The organism is Mycobacterium liflandii, assembly GCF_022354805.1.
Lineage (GTDB): Bacteria > Actinomycetota > Actinomycetes > Mycobacteriales > Mycobacteriaceae > Mycobacterium > Mycobacterium marinum.
The window spans coordinates 2,915,584-2,934,860 of record NZ_CP023138.1; the positions used below are offsets into that span (position 1 = coordinate 2,915,584).

At 65.9% G+C, this 19,277-nt stretch carries 17 protein-coding genes, 1 tRNA gene and 3 pseudogenes; 10 read left to right on the forward strand and 11 right to left on the reverse strand.

Going from position 1 to position 19,277, the window contains the following annotated elements; translation table 11 throughout:
* Positions 1 to 73 precede the first annotated feature (73 nt).
* A tRNA-Val gene (locus CKW46_RS13180) sits at positions 74 to 145 on the forward strand.
* A gap of 103 nt (positions 146 to 248) precedes the next feature.
* Here CKW46_RS13180 and CKW46_RS13185 read toward each other — a convergent pair.
* The 6 genes and pseudogenes from CKW46_RS13185 to CKW46_RS13210 form a co-directional block, all read right to left on the reverse strand.
* A pseudogene (locus CKW46_RS13185) lies at positions 249 to 2,137 on the reverse strand (PE family protein).
* 489 nt (positions 2,138 to 2,626) lie between these two features.
* Positions 2,627 to 3,829 carry an ISAs1-like element IS2404/ISMul1 family transposase gene (locus CKW46_RS13190; RefSeq protein WP_482053407.1) on the reverse strand — a complete coding sequence of 401 codons (1,203 nt, stop codon included), beginning with the start codon at positions 3,827 to 3,829 and terminating at the stop codon, positions 2,627 to 2,629.
* 119 nt (positions 3,830 to 3,948) lie between these two features.
* Positions 3,949 to 4,272, reverse strand: a complete 324-nt coding sequence (locus CKW46_RS13195) for a hypothetical protein (protein WP_238559561.1) — start codon at positions 4,270 to 4,272, stop codon at positions 3,949 to 3,951.
* Positions 4,273 to 4,399: 127 nt separating this feature from the next.
* Positions 4,400 to 5,922: pseudogene (gene arsB / locus CKW46_RS13200) on the reverse strand (ACR3 family arsenite efflux transporter).
* Positions 5,919 to 6,296 (reverse strand): ArsR/SmtB family transcription factor, encoded by a 378-nt coding sequence (locus CKW46_RS13205; RefSeq protein ID WP_011741095.1) that lies wholly within the window; start codon positions 6,294 to 6,296, stop codon positions 5,919 to 5,921. Before CKW46_RS13205 ends, arsB begins: the two are co-directional and overlap by 4 nt.
* Before the next feature lie 79 nt (positions 6,297 to 6,375).
* Positions 6,376 to 6,846: an ArsI/CadI family heavy metal resistance metalloenzyme gene (locus CKW46_RS13210; protein ID WP_117437063.1), complete on the reverse strand. Its 471-nt coding sequence runs from the start codon at positions 6,844 to 6,846 to the stop codon at positions 6,376 to 6,378.
* Between the two features lie 101 nt (positions 6,847 to 6,947).
* On the opposite strand from CKW46_RS13210, the gene CKW46_RS13215 reads away from it, so the two are divergent.
* The 3 genes from CKW46_RS13215 to CKW46_RS13225 all read left to right on the forward strand — a co-directional run bounded on the left by CKW46_RS13215 (position 6,948) and on the right by CKW46_RS13225 (position 8,685).
* Positions 6,948 to 7,307 (forward strand): Rv2640c family ArsR-like transcriptional regulator, encoded by a 360-nt coding sequence (locus tag CKW46_RS13215; RefSeq protein ID WP_011741093.1) that lies wholly within the window; start codon positions 6,948 to 6,950, stop codon positions 7,305 to 7,307.
* Between the two features lie 97 nt (positions 7,308 to 7,404).
* On the forward strand, positions 7,405 to 7,695 hold the full coding sequence (locus CKW46_RS13220) for a hypothetical protein (RefSeq protein WP_012393834.1): 291 nt from the start codon (positions 7,405 to 7,407) through the stop codon (positions 7,693 to 7,695).
* A 42-nt stretch (positions 7,696 to 7,737) separates the two neighbouring features.
* Complete coding sequence (locus CKW46_RS13225; protein WP_015355359.1) at positions 7,738 to 8,685, forward strand: catalase family peroxidase; 948 nt, start codon at positions 7,738 to 7,740, stop codon at positions 8,683 to 8,685.
* A gap of 19 nt (positions 8,686 to 8,704) precedes the next feature.
* Here CKW46_RS13225 and CKW46_RS13230 read toward each other — a convergent pair whose 3' ends face one another.
* Positions 8,705 to 9,145, reverse strand: coding sequence for an anti-sigma factor antagonist (locus CKW46_RS13230; RefSeq protein WP_482053243.1), 441 nt, complete (start codon positions 9,143 to 9,145; stop codon positions 8,705 to 8,707).
* 152 nt (positions 9,146 to 9,297) lie between these two features.
* Between CKW46_RS13230 and CKW46_RS13235 the strand changes: the two genes are divergently transcribed.
* A complete protein-coding gene (locus CKW46_RS13235; RefSeq protein WP_482053244.1) occupies positions 9,298 to 9,903 on the forward strand; it encodes a TetR/AcrR family transcriptional regulator in 606 nt (201 codons plus the stop codon).
* A gap of 10 nt (positions 9,904 to 9,913) precedes the next feature.
* Here CKW46_RS13235 and CKW46_RS13240 read toward each other — a convergent pair whose 3' ends face one another.
* Positions 9,914 to 10,570 carry a DedA family protein gene (locus CKW46_RS13240; RefSeq protein WP_012393838.1) on the reverse strand — a complete coding sequence of 219 codons (657 nt, stop codon included), beginning with the start codon at positions 10,568 to 10,570 and terminating at the stop codon, positions 9,914 to 9,916.
* A gap of 231 nt (positions 10,571 to 10,801) precedes the next feature.
* Between CKW46_RS13240 and CKW46_RS13245 the strand changes: the two genes are divergently transcribed.
* Positions 10,802 to 12,439 carry an acyl-CoA synthetase gene (locus CKW46_RS13245; RefSeq protein WP_117437058.1) on the forward strand — a complete coding sequence of 546 codons (1,638 nt, stop codon included), beginning with the start codon at positions 10,802 to 10,804 and terminating at the stop codon, positions 12,437 to 12,439.
* A gap of 9 nt (positions 12,440 to 12,448) precedes the next feature.
* Here the strand turns inward: CKW46_RS13245 and CKW46_RS13250 are convergent, their stop codons facing one another.
* The 3 genes and pseudogenes from CKW46_RS13250 to CKW46_RS13260 all read right to left on the reverse strand — a co-directional run bounded on the left by CKW46_RS13250 (position 12,449) and on the right by CKW46_RS13260 (position 15,588).
* Positions 12,449 to 13,078 (reverse strand): phosphotransferase-like protein, encoded by a 630-nt coding sequence (locus tag CKW46_RS13250; protein WP_012393840.1) that lies wholly within the window; start codon positions 13,076 to 13,078, stop codon positions 12,449 to 12,451.
* A 451-nt stretch (positions 13,079 to 13,529) separates the two neighbouring features.
* Positions 13,530 to 14,033 carry a nitroreductase/quinone reductase family protein gene (locus tag CKW46_RS13255; protein WP_020787941.1) on the reverse strand — a complete coding sequence of 168 codons (504 nt, stop codon included), beginning with the start codon at positions 14,031 to 14,033 and terminating at the stop codon, positions 13,530 to 13,532.
* A gap of 352 nt (positions 14,034 to 14,385) precedes the next feature.
* A pseudogene (locus CKW46_RS13260) lies at positions 14,386 to 15,588 on the reverse strand (ISAs1-like element IS2404/ISMul1 family transposase).
* A gap of 520 nt (positions 15,589 to 16,108) precedes the next feature.
* Between CKW46_RS13260 and CKW46_RS13265 the strand changes: the two are divergent.
* Genes CKW46_RS13265 through CKW46_RS13280 form a run of 4 tightly spaced genes read left to right on the forward strand, consistent with a single transcriptional unit; the run spans position 16,109 to position 19,264 of the window.
* Positions 16,109 to 16,972 (forward strand): ParA family protein, encoded by an 864-nt coding sequence (locus tag CKW46_RS13265; protein ID WP_482053245.1) that lies wholly within the window; start codon positions 16,109 to 16,111, stop codon positions 16,970 to 16,972.
* On the forward strand, positions 16,969 to 17,796 hold the full coding sequence (locus tag CKW46_RS13270) for a segregation/condensation protein A (RefSeq protein ID WP_015355364.1): 828 nt from the start codon (positions 16,969 to 16,971) through the stop codon (positions 17,794 to 17,796). Before CKW46_RS13265 ends, CKW46_RS13270 begins: the two co-directional genes overlap by 4 nt.
* A complete protein-coding gene (gene scpB / locus CKW46_RS13275; protein ID WP_015355365.1) occupies positions 17,796 to 18,503 on the forward strand; it encodes an SMC-Scp complex subunit ScpB in 708 nt (235 codons plus the stop codon). Before CKW46_RS13270 ends, scpB begins: the two co-directional genes overlap by 1 nt.
* Positions 18,503 to 19,264 carry a pseudouridine synthase gene (locus CKW46_RS13280; RefSeq protein ID WP_482053246.1) on the forward strand — a complete coding sequence of 254 codons (762 nt, stop codon included), beginning with the start codon at positions 18,503 to 18,505 and terminating at the stop codon, positions 19,262 to 19,264. The genes scpB and CKW46_RS13280 overlap by 1 nt, the downstream gene beginning before the upstream one ends.
* Positions 19,265 to 19,277: the final 13 nt, after the last annotated feature.

The window sequence follows — 19,277 nt, forward strand, 5'->3', positions numbered from 1 at the left end:
TCGCCGGCTCAGACGGCGCGTTCATTGACGCCGTGGATCGTGCTAGTCTTCCTCCTCGTTGCCGTTCGGCGCCGGTCCCGTGGCTCAGTGGGAGAGCGTCCGCTTCACACGCGGAAGGTCGCTGGTTCGATCCCAGCCGGGACCACAAGGTTTGTTTATGGGTTTTCTTCACCCATTCCCGATGCGAACTCGCAGTCAAGCACCGGCGTAGGCGCCGCGAGCGGCCGTCGGGCAGCGGTTGGTGGTGGTTACCCGGTTGCCCCGTCGGTTCCGAACAGCACTCCACCTTTGCCGGCGGCGCCAGCGGTCCCGTCGGTCCCGCCAGGGGCGGCGGTGCCGCCCGCTCCGCCGTTGCCACCGGTGCCGATCAGCTGGGCCCTGCCGCCGTCGCCGCCGTCCCCGCCATCACCGCCCATGCCTGGCCCACCGCCGCCATGCCCGCCCGCACCGCCGGCTCCGCCGTTGCCGTACAGGAACCCACTGGTTCCGCCACCAGCGCCGGCGCCGCCGTCGCCGCCCGCGCCGGTGGTGGTGTCGACGCCCGCCCCGCCGTCCCCGCCCTGCGCGCCGTCGCCGCCCTGCCCGCCGGCGCCCCACAGCCCGGCGCCGCCGCCCACGCCGCCGCTGCCACCGCGACCACCGGTTACCCCGCTCTCCGCGATGTCAACGCTGCCGCCCATGCCACCGGCGCCGCCGCCGCCATCGCCGTAGAGCTGGCCGCCGTGCCCGCCGGCACCGCCCGCCCCGCCCGCTCCAGCCGACAGGGCGAAGTCGTCGCCGCCGCCCTGCCCGCCGTTGCCGCCGGCGCCGCCCTGGCCGGACAGCCCCGCGGCTCCGCCGATGCCGCCGTTGCCGCCCTGACCGCTGGGCGCACCGAAGCTGCCGCTGGCGCCGATTCCGCCGATTCCGCCGGCTCCGCCGTTACCGACCAGCCAGCCGCCGCTTCCCCCGGCCCCGCCGGCGCCGCCGGGTGCGCCGATCCCTGCGGGGGCACGCCACTCGCGCTGTAGCCGGCGCCGCCGCCGCCGCCGTCACCGATCAGCTGGGCGTATCCGCCGTTGCCGCCGTCACCGCCGGCGCCGCCGGCGCCGCTCATCACACCGGTCCCACCGATGGCGCCATTGCCGCCCACCCCGCCGGCGCCGCCGCTGCCGAACAGCAACCCGGCGTCGCCGCCTACGCCGCCCATGCCGCCGTGGCCCCCAGCGCCACCGTTTGCGGGGGGTCCATAGGCGCCCGCGTCGCCGCCTACGCCGCCGCTGCCCCCATCGCCGCCGATTCCTCCGTTGCCGACTAGCCAGCCGCCGTGTCCGCCGGCGCCACCGGTGCCGCCGGCAACGGCGGCACCGCCGTTGCCCGTCTCGATGGCGCTGCCGCCGTTGCCGCCTTGCCCGCCGCTACCGCCGGCGCCGCCATTGCCGAATAGCCGGGCCGCACCGCCGCTGCCGCCGCTACCGCCGGCGCCACCCGCCGCGCCGCTGTCGGGCCCATCCAGCCCGCTGCCGCCGGTGCCGCCGATTCCGCCGGCCCCGCCATTGCCGTACAGCCAGCCCCCGGTTCCGCCAACCCCGCCGCTGCCGCCGGTCGCGCCGGTTTGGGCGGCCGGGCCGTAGCCGGCGCCGCCGGCCCCGCCGGTGCCGATGAGTCCGGCCGATCCGCCGCTGCCGCCGGTGGGATGCGCGGCGGTCCCGACGCCACCCGCCCCGCCGTTGCCCCACAGAAGTCCGCCGTCGCCGCCGTTCTGCCCGGGCGCGCCCGCGGTGCCGTCACCGATCAGGGGCCGCCCCAACAGGGCTTGGGTGGGCGCGTTGATCACCCCGAGCAGTTGTTGTTCGACAGCTTGCAGCGGGTTGGCGCTGGCCGCCTCGGCGGCCGCATAGGAGGCCCCGGCGCTGTTGAGGGCTGTGACGAACTGCTGGTGGAACCCGGCCATCTGGGTGCTCAGGGCCTGGTAGTCCAGGGCGTGGCCGGAAAACAGTGCGGCCACCGCCGCGGAGATTTCGTCGGCGCCGGCGGCCAGCACGCCGGTGATCGGGGCCGCAGCGGCGCCGTTGGCACTCTGCAGTGCAGCGCCGATGCCGGCCAGGTCCGTGGCTGCGCCCGCCAGCATTTCCGGGGCCGCGATCACATACGACATCGGTGTCCTCCCAGCCCCTGGCCGTGCCAGAGGGGCACTGTTTCGTTGGCGAATAGTCGCAACCGTCAATGTTAGGCACGACCATTCGCGAATTCAGGGTTTTGACGGTATCTGCAGAGTATTTAACCGCCATTTGATGAGCCGGTACATTGCCGCAATTCGTGACCGTCGAGAAAGGAAATTACTATTGTGGAATGCCATTCCAATTATTCGGATAGCAAAATTTGCTAGCTGCGACTCCGCTCGGGTGCGATTGATCTATCTGCCTGCTTAGCGGCGCGTCGGCCGCGTCTCGGTGCCTCAGGTGTTTGTTTGCTGATCGGCCAGGGTTCGTGTGCGATCACAAGCGCTGCGTGTTGACGTCTGCTGTTGCTGAGTTAACGGCTAAAAGCCTTGCGGGCCAGGGGGTAACGCTGGTCAATGGCATGCCGATTCGGCAAACAAATTCCGTTCGATCCCGGCTCCGGGGCAGGGCTCCGGCGTTGTTGATTAGCAGGCTTGTGAGCTGGGGAATTGTGGATTGAGGAGGTCTAGGTGGCGGTTGGCGGTCAAAGCGGTGATCCGGCAGGCTTCGGCGATGTTGTCGGCGCCGTTGAGGCGGTGCAGATTGATCGCGGTGTTGCGTAGCGTTGCTAGGACCTGTGCGCCGTTTCCGGTATGTGCCCTTTGACGGTCTTCGTCGAAGGTGACGTCGCGTATCCAGTGCAGGCTGTTCTCGATTCCCCAGTGTTGACGCATCCAGGTCATGATCGCGGTAGGGCGGGCGTGCTCGAACGGCAGGCTGCAGATGGCATAGACCACCTCCACGCTGCGCTGGTCGGTGGCGGTGATCAAGCGTTCACGAGTGATCCGGATGATTTGTTTTGCGTAGGGGAAGCCGATTCCTCGTGCAGCGGTGATGATTTGCAGGGTGCGGGTCTCGACACGGCCGTGGCCGCGGGAGTCGTCGGTAGCGGCTGTGGGCACCTCGGCCCAGGGCAGCGCGGTGATACGCGCAAGTATTTTGGCTTGGTTGGACTTGACGATCATCAGGTAGTGCGACTTCAAGGTGGCGCAGATCAACTTCGCGGTGACGACCTGGGTATGCATCGCATCCACGGTGACCAGCCACCGCAAGCTACCCGGCAGCAGCGTGAGCAGGGCACGTACGCAGGGAATTTCATTGCTTTTCTCGGCGACAGCGAGTTGACCGAGCACCAATCGGGCACGGTGGGCGAACACCGACACGAGATGCGTGGCTGTCGCTTTGGCGCGTAAAGCACCACGCAGCATCTTGCCGTCCAACGCGATCGGCACCAATCCACTGGGGTCGCTGCTGGCCACGTGTGCAGTGAAGTAACTGCCCATCCTGGCGTTGAGGTCGGCGGGGTCTAGCCGAGACAAAACAGCGCGGAAGGTCTTCTCACTGGGCCGCCGGAACCGGACCCCTAATTGGGCCAACACATCATCGGGAGCGGTGGCCGCCCATGTAGCAAAACCAGCATAGCCGCGCATCCCCGCGGCAGTGGCCAGAACCGCGATCGCCAACAAAGCCATCAGCGAATACCTCCGACCGCGTGGGTCCCTCGGGTCTGGCACCGAGGCCAACACATCGAGAAACTCCGATCCGATGAGCTCGCTACGCTCACCAGGACTCCAGCGGTCGAACACCTCTGGAACCGACGACACAGGCAATACTGAAACGGTAGGCACGGGCAACTCCAGACCAACGACGAACAGTAACCAACTCGATCGTTCTCCAGATAGCCCGTGCCTACACTCCGGCCCCAATAGCGCGGCACCAAAGATCATCAACCCAGCTCACAAGCCTGCTAATCAACAACGCCGGAGCCCTGGGCTGATCCGCCCTCATGCACGGTCAGCGGACCGACTTGAACGACGGACATCTTGTTCGGCTCCCCCTCGGGGAAGCTGGGGTGCGCCGAACCGGCAAGCAGGCCGCCGGCATTGAAGGGCAACGGTTCGGCGCTCAATTCTGGCGCAGTGGTGGTTTCCTGCGCTGACGACGAGCCATGAGCCGCCGGGTGGCTCACCCGTCCGGACCCGCCACAGGCGACGAGGAACAACAACAGGAAGCTGGGAACGGCGACCCGCAGTATTTGCCCCGGCCCGGGAGTAGTACCGGCCTCACGCATATGGATCGCCGGCGGGCTGGCTCGTGAGCTGGCTCATTTGACAGGTCTCCTCGGCGGGCGATTTCGCACCGGCAGTAACGATCCCGACAAAACCTAGCAAACCTCGCCTCGGAAGAGGCCGAAATGGCTATCCCCGGCAAATCTGCGCGGTATCGGGATGCTCGTTGAGCAACTCGGCGATCAGGGCTCGCACTCGTTCGCCGATGTCGTCCCGGATCGGCCGCACGACGTCGAGGGGCTGGCCGGCCGGGTCGGCCAGGGTCCAGTCGCGGTAGCTGACGCCGGGGAAGTACGGGCAGGCGTCGCCGCAGCCCATGGTGATGACGACGTCGCTGGTCTGTACCCACGCCCCGGTGAGCACCTCGGGTGTGTTGGCGGTGATGTCGATGCCCAGTTCGGCCATCGCTGCTACCGCGACGGGATTGATGCGGTCAGCGGGCTCGGTACCGGCCGAGCGAACTTCGATGCGATCACCGGCGAGGTGGCGCAGCCATCCGGCAGCCATCTGCGAACGTCCGGCGTTGTGTACGCAGACGAACAAGACGCTGGGCTTGATCATGTCGTGCTTGCGCCGGTGGGGGCCGGACCGTAGTAGCGGTTGCGCAGCGCCAGGGACACATAGACCAGTCCCACCAGAACCGGCACTTCGATCAGCGGGCCGACGACTCCGGCCAGCGCCTGACCCGAGGTTGCGCCGTAGGTGGCGATGGCCACGGCGATGGCCAGTTCGAAGTTGTTGCCCGCGGCGGTGAACGCCATGGTCGTGGTGCGTTGGTAGCCCAGGTGCAGCGCCGCGCCCAGCAGGTAGCCGCCGCCCCACATGACGGCGAAGTAGACCAGTAGCGGCAGCGCGATGCGCGCGACATCCTGGGGGCGATTGGTGATCTGATCGCCTTGCAGCGCAAACAGGATCACGATGGTGAACAGCAGGCCATAGAGCGCCCACGGCCCGACCTTGGGCCGAAACCGGGATTCATACCAGCCGCGGCCTTTCGCCCGCTCGCCCAACCGCCGGGACAGGTATCCGGCCAGCAGCGGGATACCAAGGAAGATCAGCACCGATTTGGCGATCTGCCACGGCGAGGTGGAGATGGTGGTCTGTGTCAGATGCAGCCAACCCGGAAGTACCGACAGGTAGAACCAGCCCAGCACCGCGAACATCGCCACCTGGAAAATCGAGTTCAGCGCGACCAGCACCGCGGCCGCCTCGCGATCCCCGCGGGCCAGGTCGTTCCAGATGATCACCATGGCGATGCAGCGGGCCAGTCCGACGATGATCAGGCCGGTTCGGTACTCCGGCAGATCCGGCAGCAGCAGCCAGGCCAGTGCGAACATCAGCGCCGGGCCGGCCACCCAATTCAGCAGCAGGGAACTGATCAACAGCTTGCGATCGCCGGTGACGCTATCGAGGCGGTCGTAGCGCACCTTGGCCAGTACCGGATACATCATGATCAGCAGGCCCAGGGCGATCGGGAGCGAGATCCCGTCGACCTGAACCTTTTCCAATGCCGTGTTCAGGCCTGGAATCCAGCGCCCGAGCAGCAACCCGGCGGCCATCGCCAGCCCGATCCATACCGGCAAGAACCGGTCCAGGGTGGAAAGCTTGCCCACCACCGCGGGCGCGGGCTGGTGGTCGACGGTGCCGGTCATGCCGATGTCTCCAGCTCGGTTGCGCTGCCCGCGTGAACGCTCAACAGCCGCGACAGCGCGTTGAGTGCTTCCGGGACCACGGCGTAGTACACCCACGAGGCGCGCCGTTGTGAAGTGAGCAAACCCGCGTCCCGCAGCACCTTGAGATGGTGGGAAATCGTGGGCTGGCCCACCTCGACTCCGGCGGAGATGTCACAGACGCAGGCTTCGCCTCCGGCATGACTTGCTACCGAGCTCAGCAGCTGCAACCGCACCGGATCGGCCAATGCCTTGAATCGGGCCGCCATTTCGACCGCTGAGCTGGCCTCGAGCGGCTCACGCAGCAGCGGCGCTGTCACACAGCACGGCGCATCCATTTCGACACGATTCGACATGCATCGATATTGATGGATATCGAATCCGATGGCAAGTGGGGCGCTCGGCCCAGCCGCCCCACCCGCCTCGGGTCATCACCTAGCAGCAGGATGTCGCGGCCGCGGTCTGCGCGCCGCAGCACCCACCCGCCTCGGCCGCGTCGCTCTCCTGGTCGGCGGGGTGTTGCGGACTGGTGCCGAAGGTTTCGGAGTCGGCCAGCACGGTGTATACCTCCCAGCGCTCACCGCCGGGGCCGGTCATCCACACCTTGTCTTGGGTGGCAAAACAACACGTCGTGCCCATCTCTTCCTCGGTGAACATTCCGGTCTCGGCCAAGCGGGCGATCTCGGCATGCACGGTGTCGCTATCGCCGACTTCCACGCCGAGATGGTTGAGGGTGCCGCCAGCGCCGGGGTTTTCCAGCAGCACCAGCTTCAGTGGGGGATCGGCCACCGCAAAGTTGGCGTATCCGGGTTTGCGTTTGGCCGGTTCGGCGTTAAACAGCTTGGAATAGAACGTGATTGCCGCGTCAAGGTCATCGACATTGAGGGCAAGCTGAACACGGGACATCGGGTGAAACCTCCGGCTGGTTAGACATATATCAAAGTGGCGCCGCTGCCCAGTGTCGTCACCTTTTTGATATATGTCAAGGTATCTGGCAGAGTGAACTTGTGCCCAAGGCCCTGCCCGTGATCGACATCTCCGCACCCGTTTGCTGTGCCCCGGTGGCCGCCGGACCGATCGGCGACGACGACGCCTTGGCGGTGGCCCTGCGGCTCAAGGCCCTGGCGGACCCGGCGCGGGTCAAGATCATGTCGCTGCTCTTCGGTTCCCCGGCCGGGGAGGAGATCAGTGGCACCCTCGCCACCGCGCTCAACCTCAGCGATGGCACCGTCAGCCATCACCTGACCCAGCTGCGCAAGGCGGGCCTGGTGGTCTCCGAGCGGCGCGGCATGCACGTCTTTCACCGAGTGCACACCGAGGCCCTGCAGGCGTTGTGCGCGGTGCTCAGTCCCGACTGCTGCACCTGAGCCGGCCGCGGTCGCCGCACGGCGAGGCGCTACCCGGCGCGATGGCATACCGTCAGCCTTGGCAGGTTGTCCAAAACAACACGGAGGATGGCAGACGATGAGCTTTTCCGACGGGCTGGGCGTGTTGAAACTCGAATGCCCGCAAGGTCATCCGGTGGGCAGGATCCTCAAAGAGGCCGCGCATCAGTCGGTCCAATTCGACCCCGGTGCACAGGTCGGGCCACGCCGATTCTGGCCGGACGAAGACGGGCAGGGCCAGTTCAAAGCGCACTGCCGCTATTGCGACAAACCCGTGGGGGACTCCATCGCGACGCTGCAGAACAAATACAACGAATTGCTCGCCGACCCCGCCCAGATGTACGCAACCGCGACGGTCCCGTACCTGTAGCCACCGCCCCGGCGGGGCGACGGCAGGACTTAGGATTCGCCAATGGGCGGTTCAGTCACTCCTGACGAGGCGATCGAAGCGATCCGGGGGACCGGGGGAGCGTGTCCCGGTTACCGGGCGTTGCACGCCAAGGGAACCCTGTATCGCGGCACGTTCACCGCGACCCCCGAGGCGGCCGGGCTTTCTCGCGCCAAACACTTCGACGGCGCCACCGTCGCGGCGCTGATCCGGTTTTCCAATGGATCGGGCAAGCCCACCCAGCGCGACGGCGCGCCCGGAGTGCGCGGCATGGCAGTGAAATTCACACTGCCCGACAAGTCCACCACCGATGTGTCGATGCAGACCGCGCGGCTGTTCACCTCGAGCACGCCGGAGGGGTTCGTAGATCTGCTCAAAGCGCTGCGGCCGAGCCTGACCACCCCGGCGCGCATTGCGAAGTATCTGGTCACCCACCCGCGCGTGCTGGCCGCGCTGCCGATCCTGGGCGCGGCGAACAGAATTCCGGCCAGTTACGCCACCTGCGAATATCACGGGCTGCACGCTTTTCGCTGGGTAGCCGCTGACGGCAGTGCGAGATTCGTTCGCTACCACATGATTCCCGCGGTCGGGGAGAAATTCCTGTCGCCGCTGGCGGCCCGCAACCAGGGCGCCGACTTCCTCACCGACGAACTGCAAACCCGCCTCGCCGCCGGGCCGGTGCGGTTCTATTTTCGCGTCCAAATCGCCGGCCCGGGGGATTCGATCGTCGATCCGTCGGTGCCTTGGCAGGGTTCGGAGATGGTCACCGTCGGCACCCTTGACGTCACTGGCGTTGACACCGAACGCGAACACGACGGCGATATCGTCGTGTTCGACCCGATGCGGGTGACCGACGGCATCGAAGCCTCTGATGACCCGGTGCTTCGCTTTCGCACACTCGCGTACTCGGCGTCGGTCAAGTTGCGTACCGGTGTGGATCGCGGCCCGCAGGCCCCGCCTGACCCCGCTTGAACCCAACGGGGCCGGGTGCTCAATCCGATGGGGCGGGCAACGCTAGGGCGGCGTCCACCGACCGGTAGACGGGCAGTGCGTCGCTGAGCCCGCACGCCGCCACGATGCGAGTCACGCGGGTGTGGGCGGCACTGGCGATGCGCAGCTCGACGCCGCGGGCGCGACATCGGCCGGCCTGCTCGGCCAGAACCTCGAACGCGCAGCAGCCCATGAAATCAAGGCCGCTCACGTCGACGACGAACAATCCCGGCGACGGGGCACTGGCGGCCGTCTCGGCGATCAGCTGGCGCCAGGTGTGTTCGTTGGCCGCGTCCACCTCGCCGCCCGCGTGGATCAACACCGCGGTGCTGCGGAAGTCGGTGGCGGCCCGCAGTGTGCTGTGCGGGGCGCCCAACTCGCGGAGCAGCCGGATGCTGAGCATTGGGTGAGGGGTAAAGGGTTCTGCGATATCCACGCTCATGGTGCGCTCCTAATCGACTGGCGTCGTAACGCCGCGATGGATGCCCGTCCTGCGCGTCTGAAGACAGACTTTCGTCGCTCGAATCTCATTCGTATAACAAGACAGGGCGGTCTGTCTACCTCTTCGGCCTGAGAGTATGGTTAATCCTCGCTATGGCAATCCCGGAGGCCACCACGCCGGCTGTGTCGGCTCGCGAGCGCATTTTGGGGGCCGCATACGATCTGTTCAGTCGGCGCGGCATCCGGGCCGTCGGCACCGATGAGGTAATCGATCGTGCCGGGGTGGCCAGAGCCACGCTCTATCGGCACTTCGCCACGAAGGACGACCTGGTGCTGGCGGTGCTGCAGCGTCGCGAAGAACTCTGGACTTTCGGTCTGATCGAGCAGAAGTCACGGGCGCGCGGCAACACGCCCGCGGAACAGTTGCTGGCGATCTTCGACGTCCTGCACGAGTGGTTCCAAAGCCGCGACGGCTACGAAGGCTGCTCATTCATCAACGTGTTGCTCGAACTGGGGGCCGATCACCCCGCCGGGCGGGCGTGCATCGGCCACATCGACCACGTCCGCGGCATCGTGCGTGAACGAGCGGTGGCCGCAGGGCTGCACGACGTCGAGGATTTTGCCTGGTCCTGGCACATCCTGATGAAGGGCGCCATTATCTTGGCAGCGGTGGGTGACCCGGATTCGGCCCGCCGCGCCCAGCGCATGGCCCAGGTGCTCATCGAACAGCACCGCGCGGCCGGTGCGGCGGCCTGCTAGTCAGGCCAGGTCAAGCCTCGGCGGTCTGCGCCTTGCGGTGGTGTTCTTCCTCCAATTCGGCGATGGCCCGGGCGGTGCGTTCGCGCAGCAGGATCGCCGCGATGAGGCCGCCCACGACGGCGATCACCAGCCCGACCCAGGAGAACCGCTGCAGCCAGTGTTCGGCCGCCATGCCTGCGTAGTACACCAGCGCGGTGGTACCGCCCGCCCAGCAGATCGCCCCGGACACGTTGGCGGTCAGAAATCGCGGGTAGTGCATCTTCAGGGCACCGGCCAGCGGGCCGGCCAGGATCCGTAGCAGCGCGATAAAACGACCGAAGAAGACCGCCCGAGAGCCCCAGCGACTGAACAACCGTTCGGCGAGCGCGACGTGCCCCGGGCCGAAGTGCTTGGGAAAACGCCGCCCGAGCCGGTCGAACAGCGGCATGCCGAACCGGCGTCCGATCGTGTAACCGATCGAGTCGCCGATCACCGCGCCGATCACGGCCGCCGCCCCAACCCCGACCGGATTCACGGCCAGCTCGTGATGCGATGACAGGAGGGCGGCGCTGACCAACACGATCTCCCCGGGAAGGGGAATGCCCAGGCTCTCGACCCCGACGACGGCGCCGACCAGGATGTAGACCGCTAGTGGCGGAATCGTGTGCAGCAGGGCTTCCACATCCATGGCTAAAGGATGCCTGACGGACGCGAGATGTGCGTCCGAAACGCAGCCGAGCAATGTATCGGCGCGTCCGCGCCTCGGTCGCATCCAGCCAATTACGGTCGACTCGCCGGCGGTTCGGCGAATTCGCGCAACTGGCGCCAAGTTCAGCCGCAACTCGCCATGCAGATCGGGGTCGGCGTTATAGCGTTGCTAGGGGCCCAGACGTTGGCTTGAACGAGCTGAGGAGAGCCGGTGGAATACAACATCGCCCAGGTATTCTCGGCGGTGGCCGCTGCCAACCCGGACCGAGACTGCATCGTCTACGGGGATCGGCGATTCACCTTCGCTCAAACCGAACGGCGTGCCCGCCGCTTGGCTCGGGCGCTGCACCAGTGGGGTTTCGGCGCCAGCCGGGAACGGTCGCAATTGGCGCCCTACGAGTCGGGTCAAAGTCACCTCGGCCTGTATATGACCAACTGCAACGAGTTCCTCGAAGGGATGGTCGGCGCGTACCAGGCGCGGGTCGCCCCGTTCAACATCAACTATCGCTACGTTGCTGACGAACTCGCGTACCTGCTGCGCAATGCCGGCGCGGATGCGGTCATCTACCACGCTCGGTTCGGTCCGACGTTGGCCGAGACGTTGGAGAAGGCCGGCGGTGAACCGCAGCTGATCCACGTGGACGATGAGTCCGGAAATGATCCGCTGCCCGGCGCGGTGCGCTATGAGGAGCTACTGGCGTCGGTATCCGACGAGCCGCTAGACGTCGAGTTGTCGCCAGACGACCTGTACATGCTCTACACCGGCGGCACCACCGGGATGCCGAAGGCGGTGCTGTGGCGTCAGCACGACATCTTTATGAACTCGATGGGTGGGCGAACGTTCGGCACCGGCGAGCTGGTGACCGGGCTCGACGACATCGTCGAGCGATCCCGGCAAGGAGGACCGGGCTCGATGACGGTCGCTCCGCTCATGCACGGCGCTGCGCAGTGGGCGGCGTTCATCAGCCTGTGCGGCGGCCGGCCGTTTGTGATGCCGCAAATGGCCACCCGCTTCGATCCAGCCGCGGCGTGGGCGATGGCCGCTCGGGAACGGGTGATGTCGCTGTCGATTGTCGGCGACGCCTTCGGCCGGCCATTGCTCGACGAACTCGAGTCCGGCGACTACGACCTGTCCGCCCTGTCGGTGCTGTTTTCGGGTGGCGCCGCGCTCAGCGCCGGGGTCAAGCAGCGTTTCGTCGATCTGTTGCCGCAGTTGACGATCCTGGACGCGGGCGGGTCATCAGAATCGGGATCACAAATGGTCCAGGTGTCCAGTCGGGTGCTTCCCGCAAGCGGACGCTTCGACCCGATCCCGGGTGCGGTGGTGGTCAGCGAGGATTTGACCAGAATCCTCACGCCGGGGGACAGCGAGATCGGCTGGCTTGCCCAGCAGGGCGTGATACCGCTGGGCTACCTCGGTGCCAAAGCCAAGACCGCGCGGACCTTTCCCGTCATCGAAGGAATCCGGCATTCGGTTCCCGGCGACCGGGCGCGCTGGGACGCCGACGGCACGATCGAGCTGCTGGGCCGGGATTCGGTCACCATCAATTCCGGTGGCGAGAAGATCTTTGTCGAGGAGGTGGAGGCCGCGATCGCCGAGCATCCTGCCGTCTATGACGTCGTGGTGACGGGGCGGCCCAGCCCGCGCTGGGGAAACGAAGTCGTCGCGATCGTGCAGCTGGCCGAGGGCGCGGCCCCCGACCCCGACAGCATCATCGGGGAGGCCGCGCGACACATCGCCCGCTACAAGCTGCCGAAGGAGATTGTCTTCTGCCCCAAGGTGCAACGTTCGCCGGCCGGCAAGCCGGATTACCGGTGGGCCAAAGCTACCGTCGCCCCGCAAGATTGAGGCTGCGGCTCAGGGCAGGAAGCGCTTGCGCAATCGGTCGAAAGCCGTGGGTTGCGGGCAGGCCTGGTAGGACTCGTAGAGTTCGCGCGCCAGCTCCCGAACCGGGCTCGCGGTGGTATCGAGTTCGAAGTCGTACTCGGCATCGCGGTGGGCAGCGCGCGCGCTGCCGCGGTTCCATCCCGCATAGCGGTCGCCGCGCTCTTCTTCCCGACGGGCGCCTTCTTCATCGGAGACGTGAACCCCGACCATCCAGACCTGAGCACCTTCGAAAATCTGGAGTGCATCGATGAGCCACTCCCGTTTCCAGATCACGTCATCGGCGACGACGTTCATGCCGTTGTCCAGGTAGGCCCTGATTGCGTGGTAGCGCGCATGCATGGCCTGGTCCAGGATGGGCCCCGGGTGCACGGTGAACCAGTCCAGCCCGTCGGCCTCGACCACGCTTTCCCAGGTGTAGTACTGCGGCCACACTCGCGCGAGGTCAAGTTGCTTGGGCGGCAGCGCCTTCCAAAACACGTCGATACCCAGGTGCATCCAACATTCGGCAGCCAAATCCTGGAATGCCAGCGCGAGCGAAGTTTTTCCCGCGCTGGATCCGCCGTTAAGGAGGATGAGCTTGCCCTTTGCCATTTCTGTCATAGCGGCATGAGGCTATCGCAGCTGCTCACGCGTTGGGCCCGTTTGCGAGCCAGATTTGCTGGGCAAATCGCCAATCACGCGGGTGGCGGGCGTGGCTGCGCTTTAGTTTCCGAATGAGCGCAACGACGGATTTCGCGCGGAGGTCAGGCTTGTGATGATCTGAATACAACCTTTTCCAGAATGCCTGTCGGGGAGTTACCCGCGGCCTAGGATCGGTAGCCACCGAGTGCTCGATATGTTGGGCGGGGGGCTGCCGGTGGCACCGGGGTTGGCGGCACGGGCGGTCCGGGCGGTCAGGGCGGTGCGGGTGGCAACGGCGGGAGCGGCGGCGCAGCCAGTGGGAACGGCGCCAGCACCGCCGGCACCGGCGGTGACTTCGCGCTCGGCGGCAACGGCGGCGACGGGTAGCCGCTTTGGCCTCAGCCCCTCAGCCCCTCAGCCCGTCAGTCCGTCAGCGCCGCGCGCTCACGGGCTCGAAGACGAACACCTTGCGGGTGCCGGTGCGCTTGACATAGGTGTCATGCGCAGGCCACAGCGCGATCAGCCTCGGCATGTTGCGGTCCACCTCTTGCGCCGTGGCGGGTCGCGACAGATAGTCAGCAGCAGCGCCGTCAATCTCGATGCGGGCCTTCGGGTCAGCGAGCAGGTTGTACGGCCAACTCGAGGCCGTATCCAAGCCGAAGTTCTCACACACGGCGACCACGTTCGAGCCATCCCACACGTAGTGCAGCGGAACCGTTCGCTCTTTGCCGGTGCGCCTGCCTTTCGTGGTAAGCAGCATCGTCGGCATCTCGGAACCACCCATGGAGAGCCGGCCCCGGCTCACCCGTATCAGCGCCCGGTCTACCGGCGTGCCGACGCGCTTGAAGATCGCCGCGAACCATCGGTAGTGGCCTATTCGGCGCAGCATGCTCAGGTAGAGGCCATACAGCTGGTTCGGTCCTTCATGAGGCATGAGTCAAGGGTCTCACCGGAATCGGGCTGAGCGTGTGCAAATGGGCGCGACATATTGACCGGTTGTGCGTTCTCGAGCCGGCCGCGGCGCTCGACCCGAGCGCGCCGTCTGCCCGGAGCGTTCGGTCGCTCGACGTGGATTGACGGCCCATGGTGTGGGGGACTTTGCGGCACAGGGCTTTTGCTAGCTGCGATGGCTTTCGGTCTCGGGCGGTGGCATCGCTGCCCGCTAGGGGCTCATGGCTCAACCCGGCTCCGCCCCGCTCGAACAGGATTTCGATTGTCTCATCGGGATTTGACGAGTTGGGAGTTCGGCCAAGCTCGGTGCGGGGACAGGGCTCCGGCGTTGTTGATTAGCAGGCTTGTGAGCTGGGGAATTGTGGATTGAGGAGGTCTAGGCGGCGGTTGGCGGTCAAAGCGGTGATCCGGCAGGCTTCGGCGATGTTGTCGGCGCCGTTGAGGCGGTGCAGATTGATCGCGGTGTTGCGTAGCGTTGCTAGGACCTGTGCGCCGTTTCCGGTATGTGCCCTTTGACGGTCTTCGTCGAAGGTGACGTCGCGTATCCAGTGCAGGCTGTTCTCGATTCCCCAGTGTTGACGCATCCAGGTCATGATCGCGGTAGGGCGGGCGTGCTCGAACGGCAGGCTGCAGATGGCATAGACCACCTCCACGCTGCGCTGGTCGGTGGCGGTGATCAAACGTTCACGAGTGATCCGGATGATTTGTTTTGCGTAGGGGAAGCCGATTCCTCGTACAGCGGTGATGATTTGCAGGGTGCGGGTCTCGACACGGCCGTGGCCGCGGGAGTCATCGGTAGCGGCTGCGGGCACCTCGGCCCAGGGCAGCGCGGTGATACGCGCAAGTATTTTGGCTTGGTTGGACTTGACGATCATCAGGTAGTGCGACTTCAAGGTGGCGCAGATCAACTTCGCGGTGACGACCTGGGTATGCATCGCATCCACGGTGACCAGCCACCGCAAGCTACCCGGCAGCAGCGTGAGCAGGGCACGTACGCAGGGAATTTCATTGCTTTTCTCGGCGACAGCGAGTTGACCGAGCACCAATCGGGCACGGTGGGCGAACACCGACACGAGATGCGTGGCTGTCGCTTTGGCGCGTAAAGCACCACGCAGCATCTTGCCGTCCAACGCGATCGGCACCAATCCACTGGGGTCGCTGCTGGCCACGTGTGCAGTGAAGTAACTGCCCATCCTGGCGTTGAGGTCGGCGGGGTCTAGCCGAGACAAAACAGCGCGGAAGGTCTTCTCACTGGGCCGCCGGAACCGGACCCCTAATTAGGCCAACACATCATCGGGAGCGGTGGCCGCCCATGTGGCAAAACCAGCATAGCCGCGCATCCCCGCGGCAGTGGCCAGAACCGCGATCGCCAACAAAGCCATCAGCGAATACCTCCGACCGCGTGGTTCCCTCGGGTCTGGCACCGAGGCCAACACATCGAGAAACTCCGATCCGATGAGCTCGCTGCGCTCACCAGGACTCCAGCGGTCGAACACCTCTGGAACCGACGACACAGGCAATACTGAAACGGTAGGCACGGGCAACTCCAGACCAACGACGAACAGTAACCAACTCGATCGTTCTCCAGATAGCCCGTGCCTACACTCCGGCCCCAATAGCGCGGCACCAAAGATCATCAACCCAGCTCACAAGCCTGCTAATCAACAACGCCGGAGCCCTGGAGCAATATGGATTCGAACCGAAACAGACGACGTTTCTGCGGGCGCATTCGGGATTCGACGTCAAACACATCGAAGATGTGAAAAAGGCGGTGAACAACCTGGTCCGAGATTCCGACTTCGACTCAATCGTCCAGGGTCGTCGCATGACCATCCATTTCTACTCGCAGATGTTCGACGACATCCTGGAGGCGTCGACGGTCTAGCCGCTTTGCCGGTGATCGCTGCCTGACAAGGCATCGCTGACGGCTCCCACCGCCGGGCGAGCGCGATCGGGCATTGATGGTTGCCTGCGGGTCTCCCGGCGCAGGCGGACGCAGCCGTTAGACTTTCCTGCGATGTCCACCCTGACGTGCTTCACAACGCATCGCGATCGGGCATGAACGATCACCCAGACAGCGGTGTCTCGGTCGGCTTGACCGGTAGGCCACCGCGGGCTATCCCAGACCCCAAGCCGCTGAGCTCACACGGGCCCGCCAAGGTCGTTGCGATGTGCAACCAGAAGGGCGGGGTGGGCAAGACCACGTCGACCATCAACCTGGGCGCCGCGCTGGCCGAGTACGACCGACGAGTGCTGCTGGTGGACATGGATCCCCAGGGTGCGCTGTCGGCGGGCCTGGGAGTGGCCCACTACGAGCTGGAAAAGACCATCCACAACGTGCTGGTGGAGCCCCGGGTGTCCGTCGATGACGTGCTCATCCATACCCGGGTGAAGAACCTGGACCTGGTGCCCAGCAACATCGACCTGTCGGCCGCCGAGATTCAGCTGGTCAACGAGGTGGGCCGGGAACAGACGCTGGGGCGGGCGCTCTACCCGGTGCTGGATCGCTACGACTACGTGCTGATCGACTGCCAGCCCTCCCTGGGGCTGCTTACCGTCAATGGGCTGGCCTGCGCCGACGGTGTCGTCATCCCGACCGAATGCGAGTACTTCTCGCTGCGTGGCCTGGCGCTGCTGACCGACACCGTGGAGAAGGTGCGCGACCGGCTGAGCCCCAGGCTGGACATCAGCGGCATCCTGCTCACCCGCTATGACCCGCGCACGGTCAACTCCCGGGAGGTCATGGCCCGCGTCGTCGAACGATTCGGTGACCTAGTGTTCGATACCGTGATCACCCGCACGGTTCGTTTCCCGGAGACCAGCGTCGCCGGCGAACCCATTACGACGTGGGCCCCCAAGTCCGCTGGCGCCTTGGCCTATCGCGCGTTGGCCCGTGAGTTCATCGACCGATTCGGCGTGTGAACGGCACCGAGAGCTCAGCGGCGGAACCTCAGAACGGCTACCCGGACAGTTTCCGAGTACGGCTGACCAACTTTGAGGGGCCGTTCGACCTGCTGCTACAGCTGATCTTTGCGCACCGACTCGACGTCACCGAGGTGGCGTTGCACCAGGTCACCGACGACTTCATCGCCTACACCAAAGCCATCGGCGCCCAGCTGGACCTGGAGGAGACCACCGCGTTCTTGGTGGTGGCCGCGACCTTGCTGGACCTCAAGGCGGCGCGGCTACTGCCGGCCGGCCGGATGGACGATGAAGAGGACCTCGCCCTGCTCGAGGTTCGTGACCTGCTCTTTGCCCGGTTGCTGCAGTACCGCGCGTTCAAGCACGTCGCCGAGATGTTCGCCGAGCTGGAGGCCACCGCGCTGCGCAGCTACCCGCGGGGTGTGTCGCTCGAGGATCGCTACGCCACGCTACTTCCCGAGGTGATGCTCGGCGTTGACGCCGAGCGCTTCGCCCAGATCGCCGCGGTCGCGCTGACTCCGCGGCCGGTGCCCACGGTGGCCATCGGGCACCTGCATGAACAGACGGTGTCGGTTCCCGAGCAGGCCAAGCACCTGCTGACCATGCTGGAGTCGCGCGGCACCGGCCAGTGGGCATCGTTTTCGGAGCTGGTGGCCGACTGCACGGCGCCAATCGAGATCGTCGGCCGCTTCCTGGCGCTGCTCGAACTGTATCGGAGCAGGGCGGTAGCATTCGACCAGTCAGAGCCCCTTGGCGTGCTCCAGGTTTCGTGGACCGGGGAACGACCGACCAGCGAAGCCTTGGTAGAAGTGCGAGATCAATAATGACCGAACAAGTACCCGATCCCGAGCTGGGCTCGGAACTGTCCTCGGGCATTCCCGACATCGCCGAGCCCGCCGAGATGGAACCCGAAGAACTCGGCTCGGTGCTGGAGGCGCTGCTGCTGGTGATCGACACCCCAGTGACCGCCGAGACGCTGGCGACGGTGATCGACCAACCGGTGTACCGGGTGGCGGCCAAGCTGCGGCTGATGGCCGACGAACTCATCGAACGCGACAGCGGCATCGACCTGCGGCACAACAGCGAGGGCTGGCGGTTGTACACCCGCTCCCGATTCGCGCCCTATGTGGAGAAGCTGTTGCTCGATGGCGCCCGAACCAAGCTCACCAGGGCGGCTTTGGAGACGCTGGCGGTGGTGGCCTACCGTCAGCCGGTCACGCGGGCGCGGGTGAGCGCGGTGCGCGGGGTCAACGTGGATGCCGTGATGCGAACCCTGCTGGCGCGCGGCCTGATCACCGAGGTGGGCAACGATGAGGACAGCGGTGCGGTGACGTTTGCGACCACCGAGTTGTTCCTGGAGCGGTTGGGGTTGACGTCGCTGACCGAACTGCCCGATATCGCGCCGCTGCTGCCCGACATCGACAGCATCGAGGACCTGAGCGCCTCGCTGGACACCGACCCGCGATTCATGAAACTCGCCGGCACCCAGCCCTCCGATCAGTCGGTGACCTTCGATGTGGACCGAGACTGATGACAGACACCGAGGATTTCGAACAGGAACGCGGCATCCGCCTGCAAAAGGTGTTGTCCCAGGCGGGGATTGCCTCGCGGCGGGCCGCGGAGAAGCTGATCATCGACGGGCGCGTCGAGGTGGATGGCCAGGTGGTCACCGAGCTGGGGACCCGGGTCGACCCGGACACCTCGCTGATCCGGGTCGACGGAGTCCGGGTCATTCTCGATGATTCGCTGGTCTACCTGGCCCTCAACAAGCCGCGCGGCATGCACTCGACCATGTCCGACGACCGCGGCCGGCCGTGTATCGGTGACCTGATCGAGCGCAAGGTCCGGGGCAACAAGAACCTCTTTCACGTCGGGCGGTTGGACGCCGACACCGAAGGGCTGATCCTGCTGACCAACGACGGTGAGCTGGCACACCGGCTGATGCATCCCTCCCACGAGGTGCCCAAGACGTATCTGGCCACCGTCGCCGGGACGGTACCGCGGGGTCTGGGTAAAAAGCTCAGGGCGGGAATCGAATTGGAGGACGGGCCGGTCCGCGTCGACGGATTCGCCGTGGTGGATGCGATACCCGGCAAGACATTGGTACGGGTGACACTGCACGAGGGCCGGAATCGAATCGTGCGCCGGATGCTGGCCGCGGTGGGATTTTCGGTGCAGGCGCTGGTGCGCATCGATATCGGTGGGGTGTCGCTGGGCGAACAGCGCCCGGGCAGTGTCCGGGCGTTACGCCGCGACGAAATCGGCCAGCTGTACAAGGCGGTTGGGCTGTGAGCGGCATGAGCGT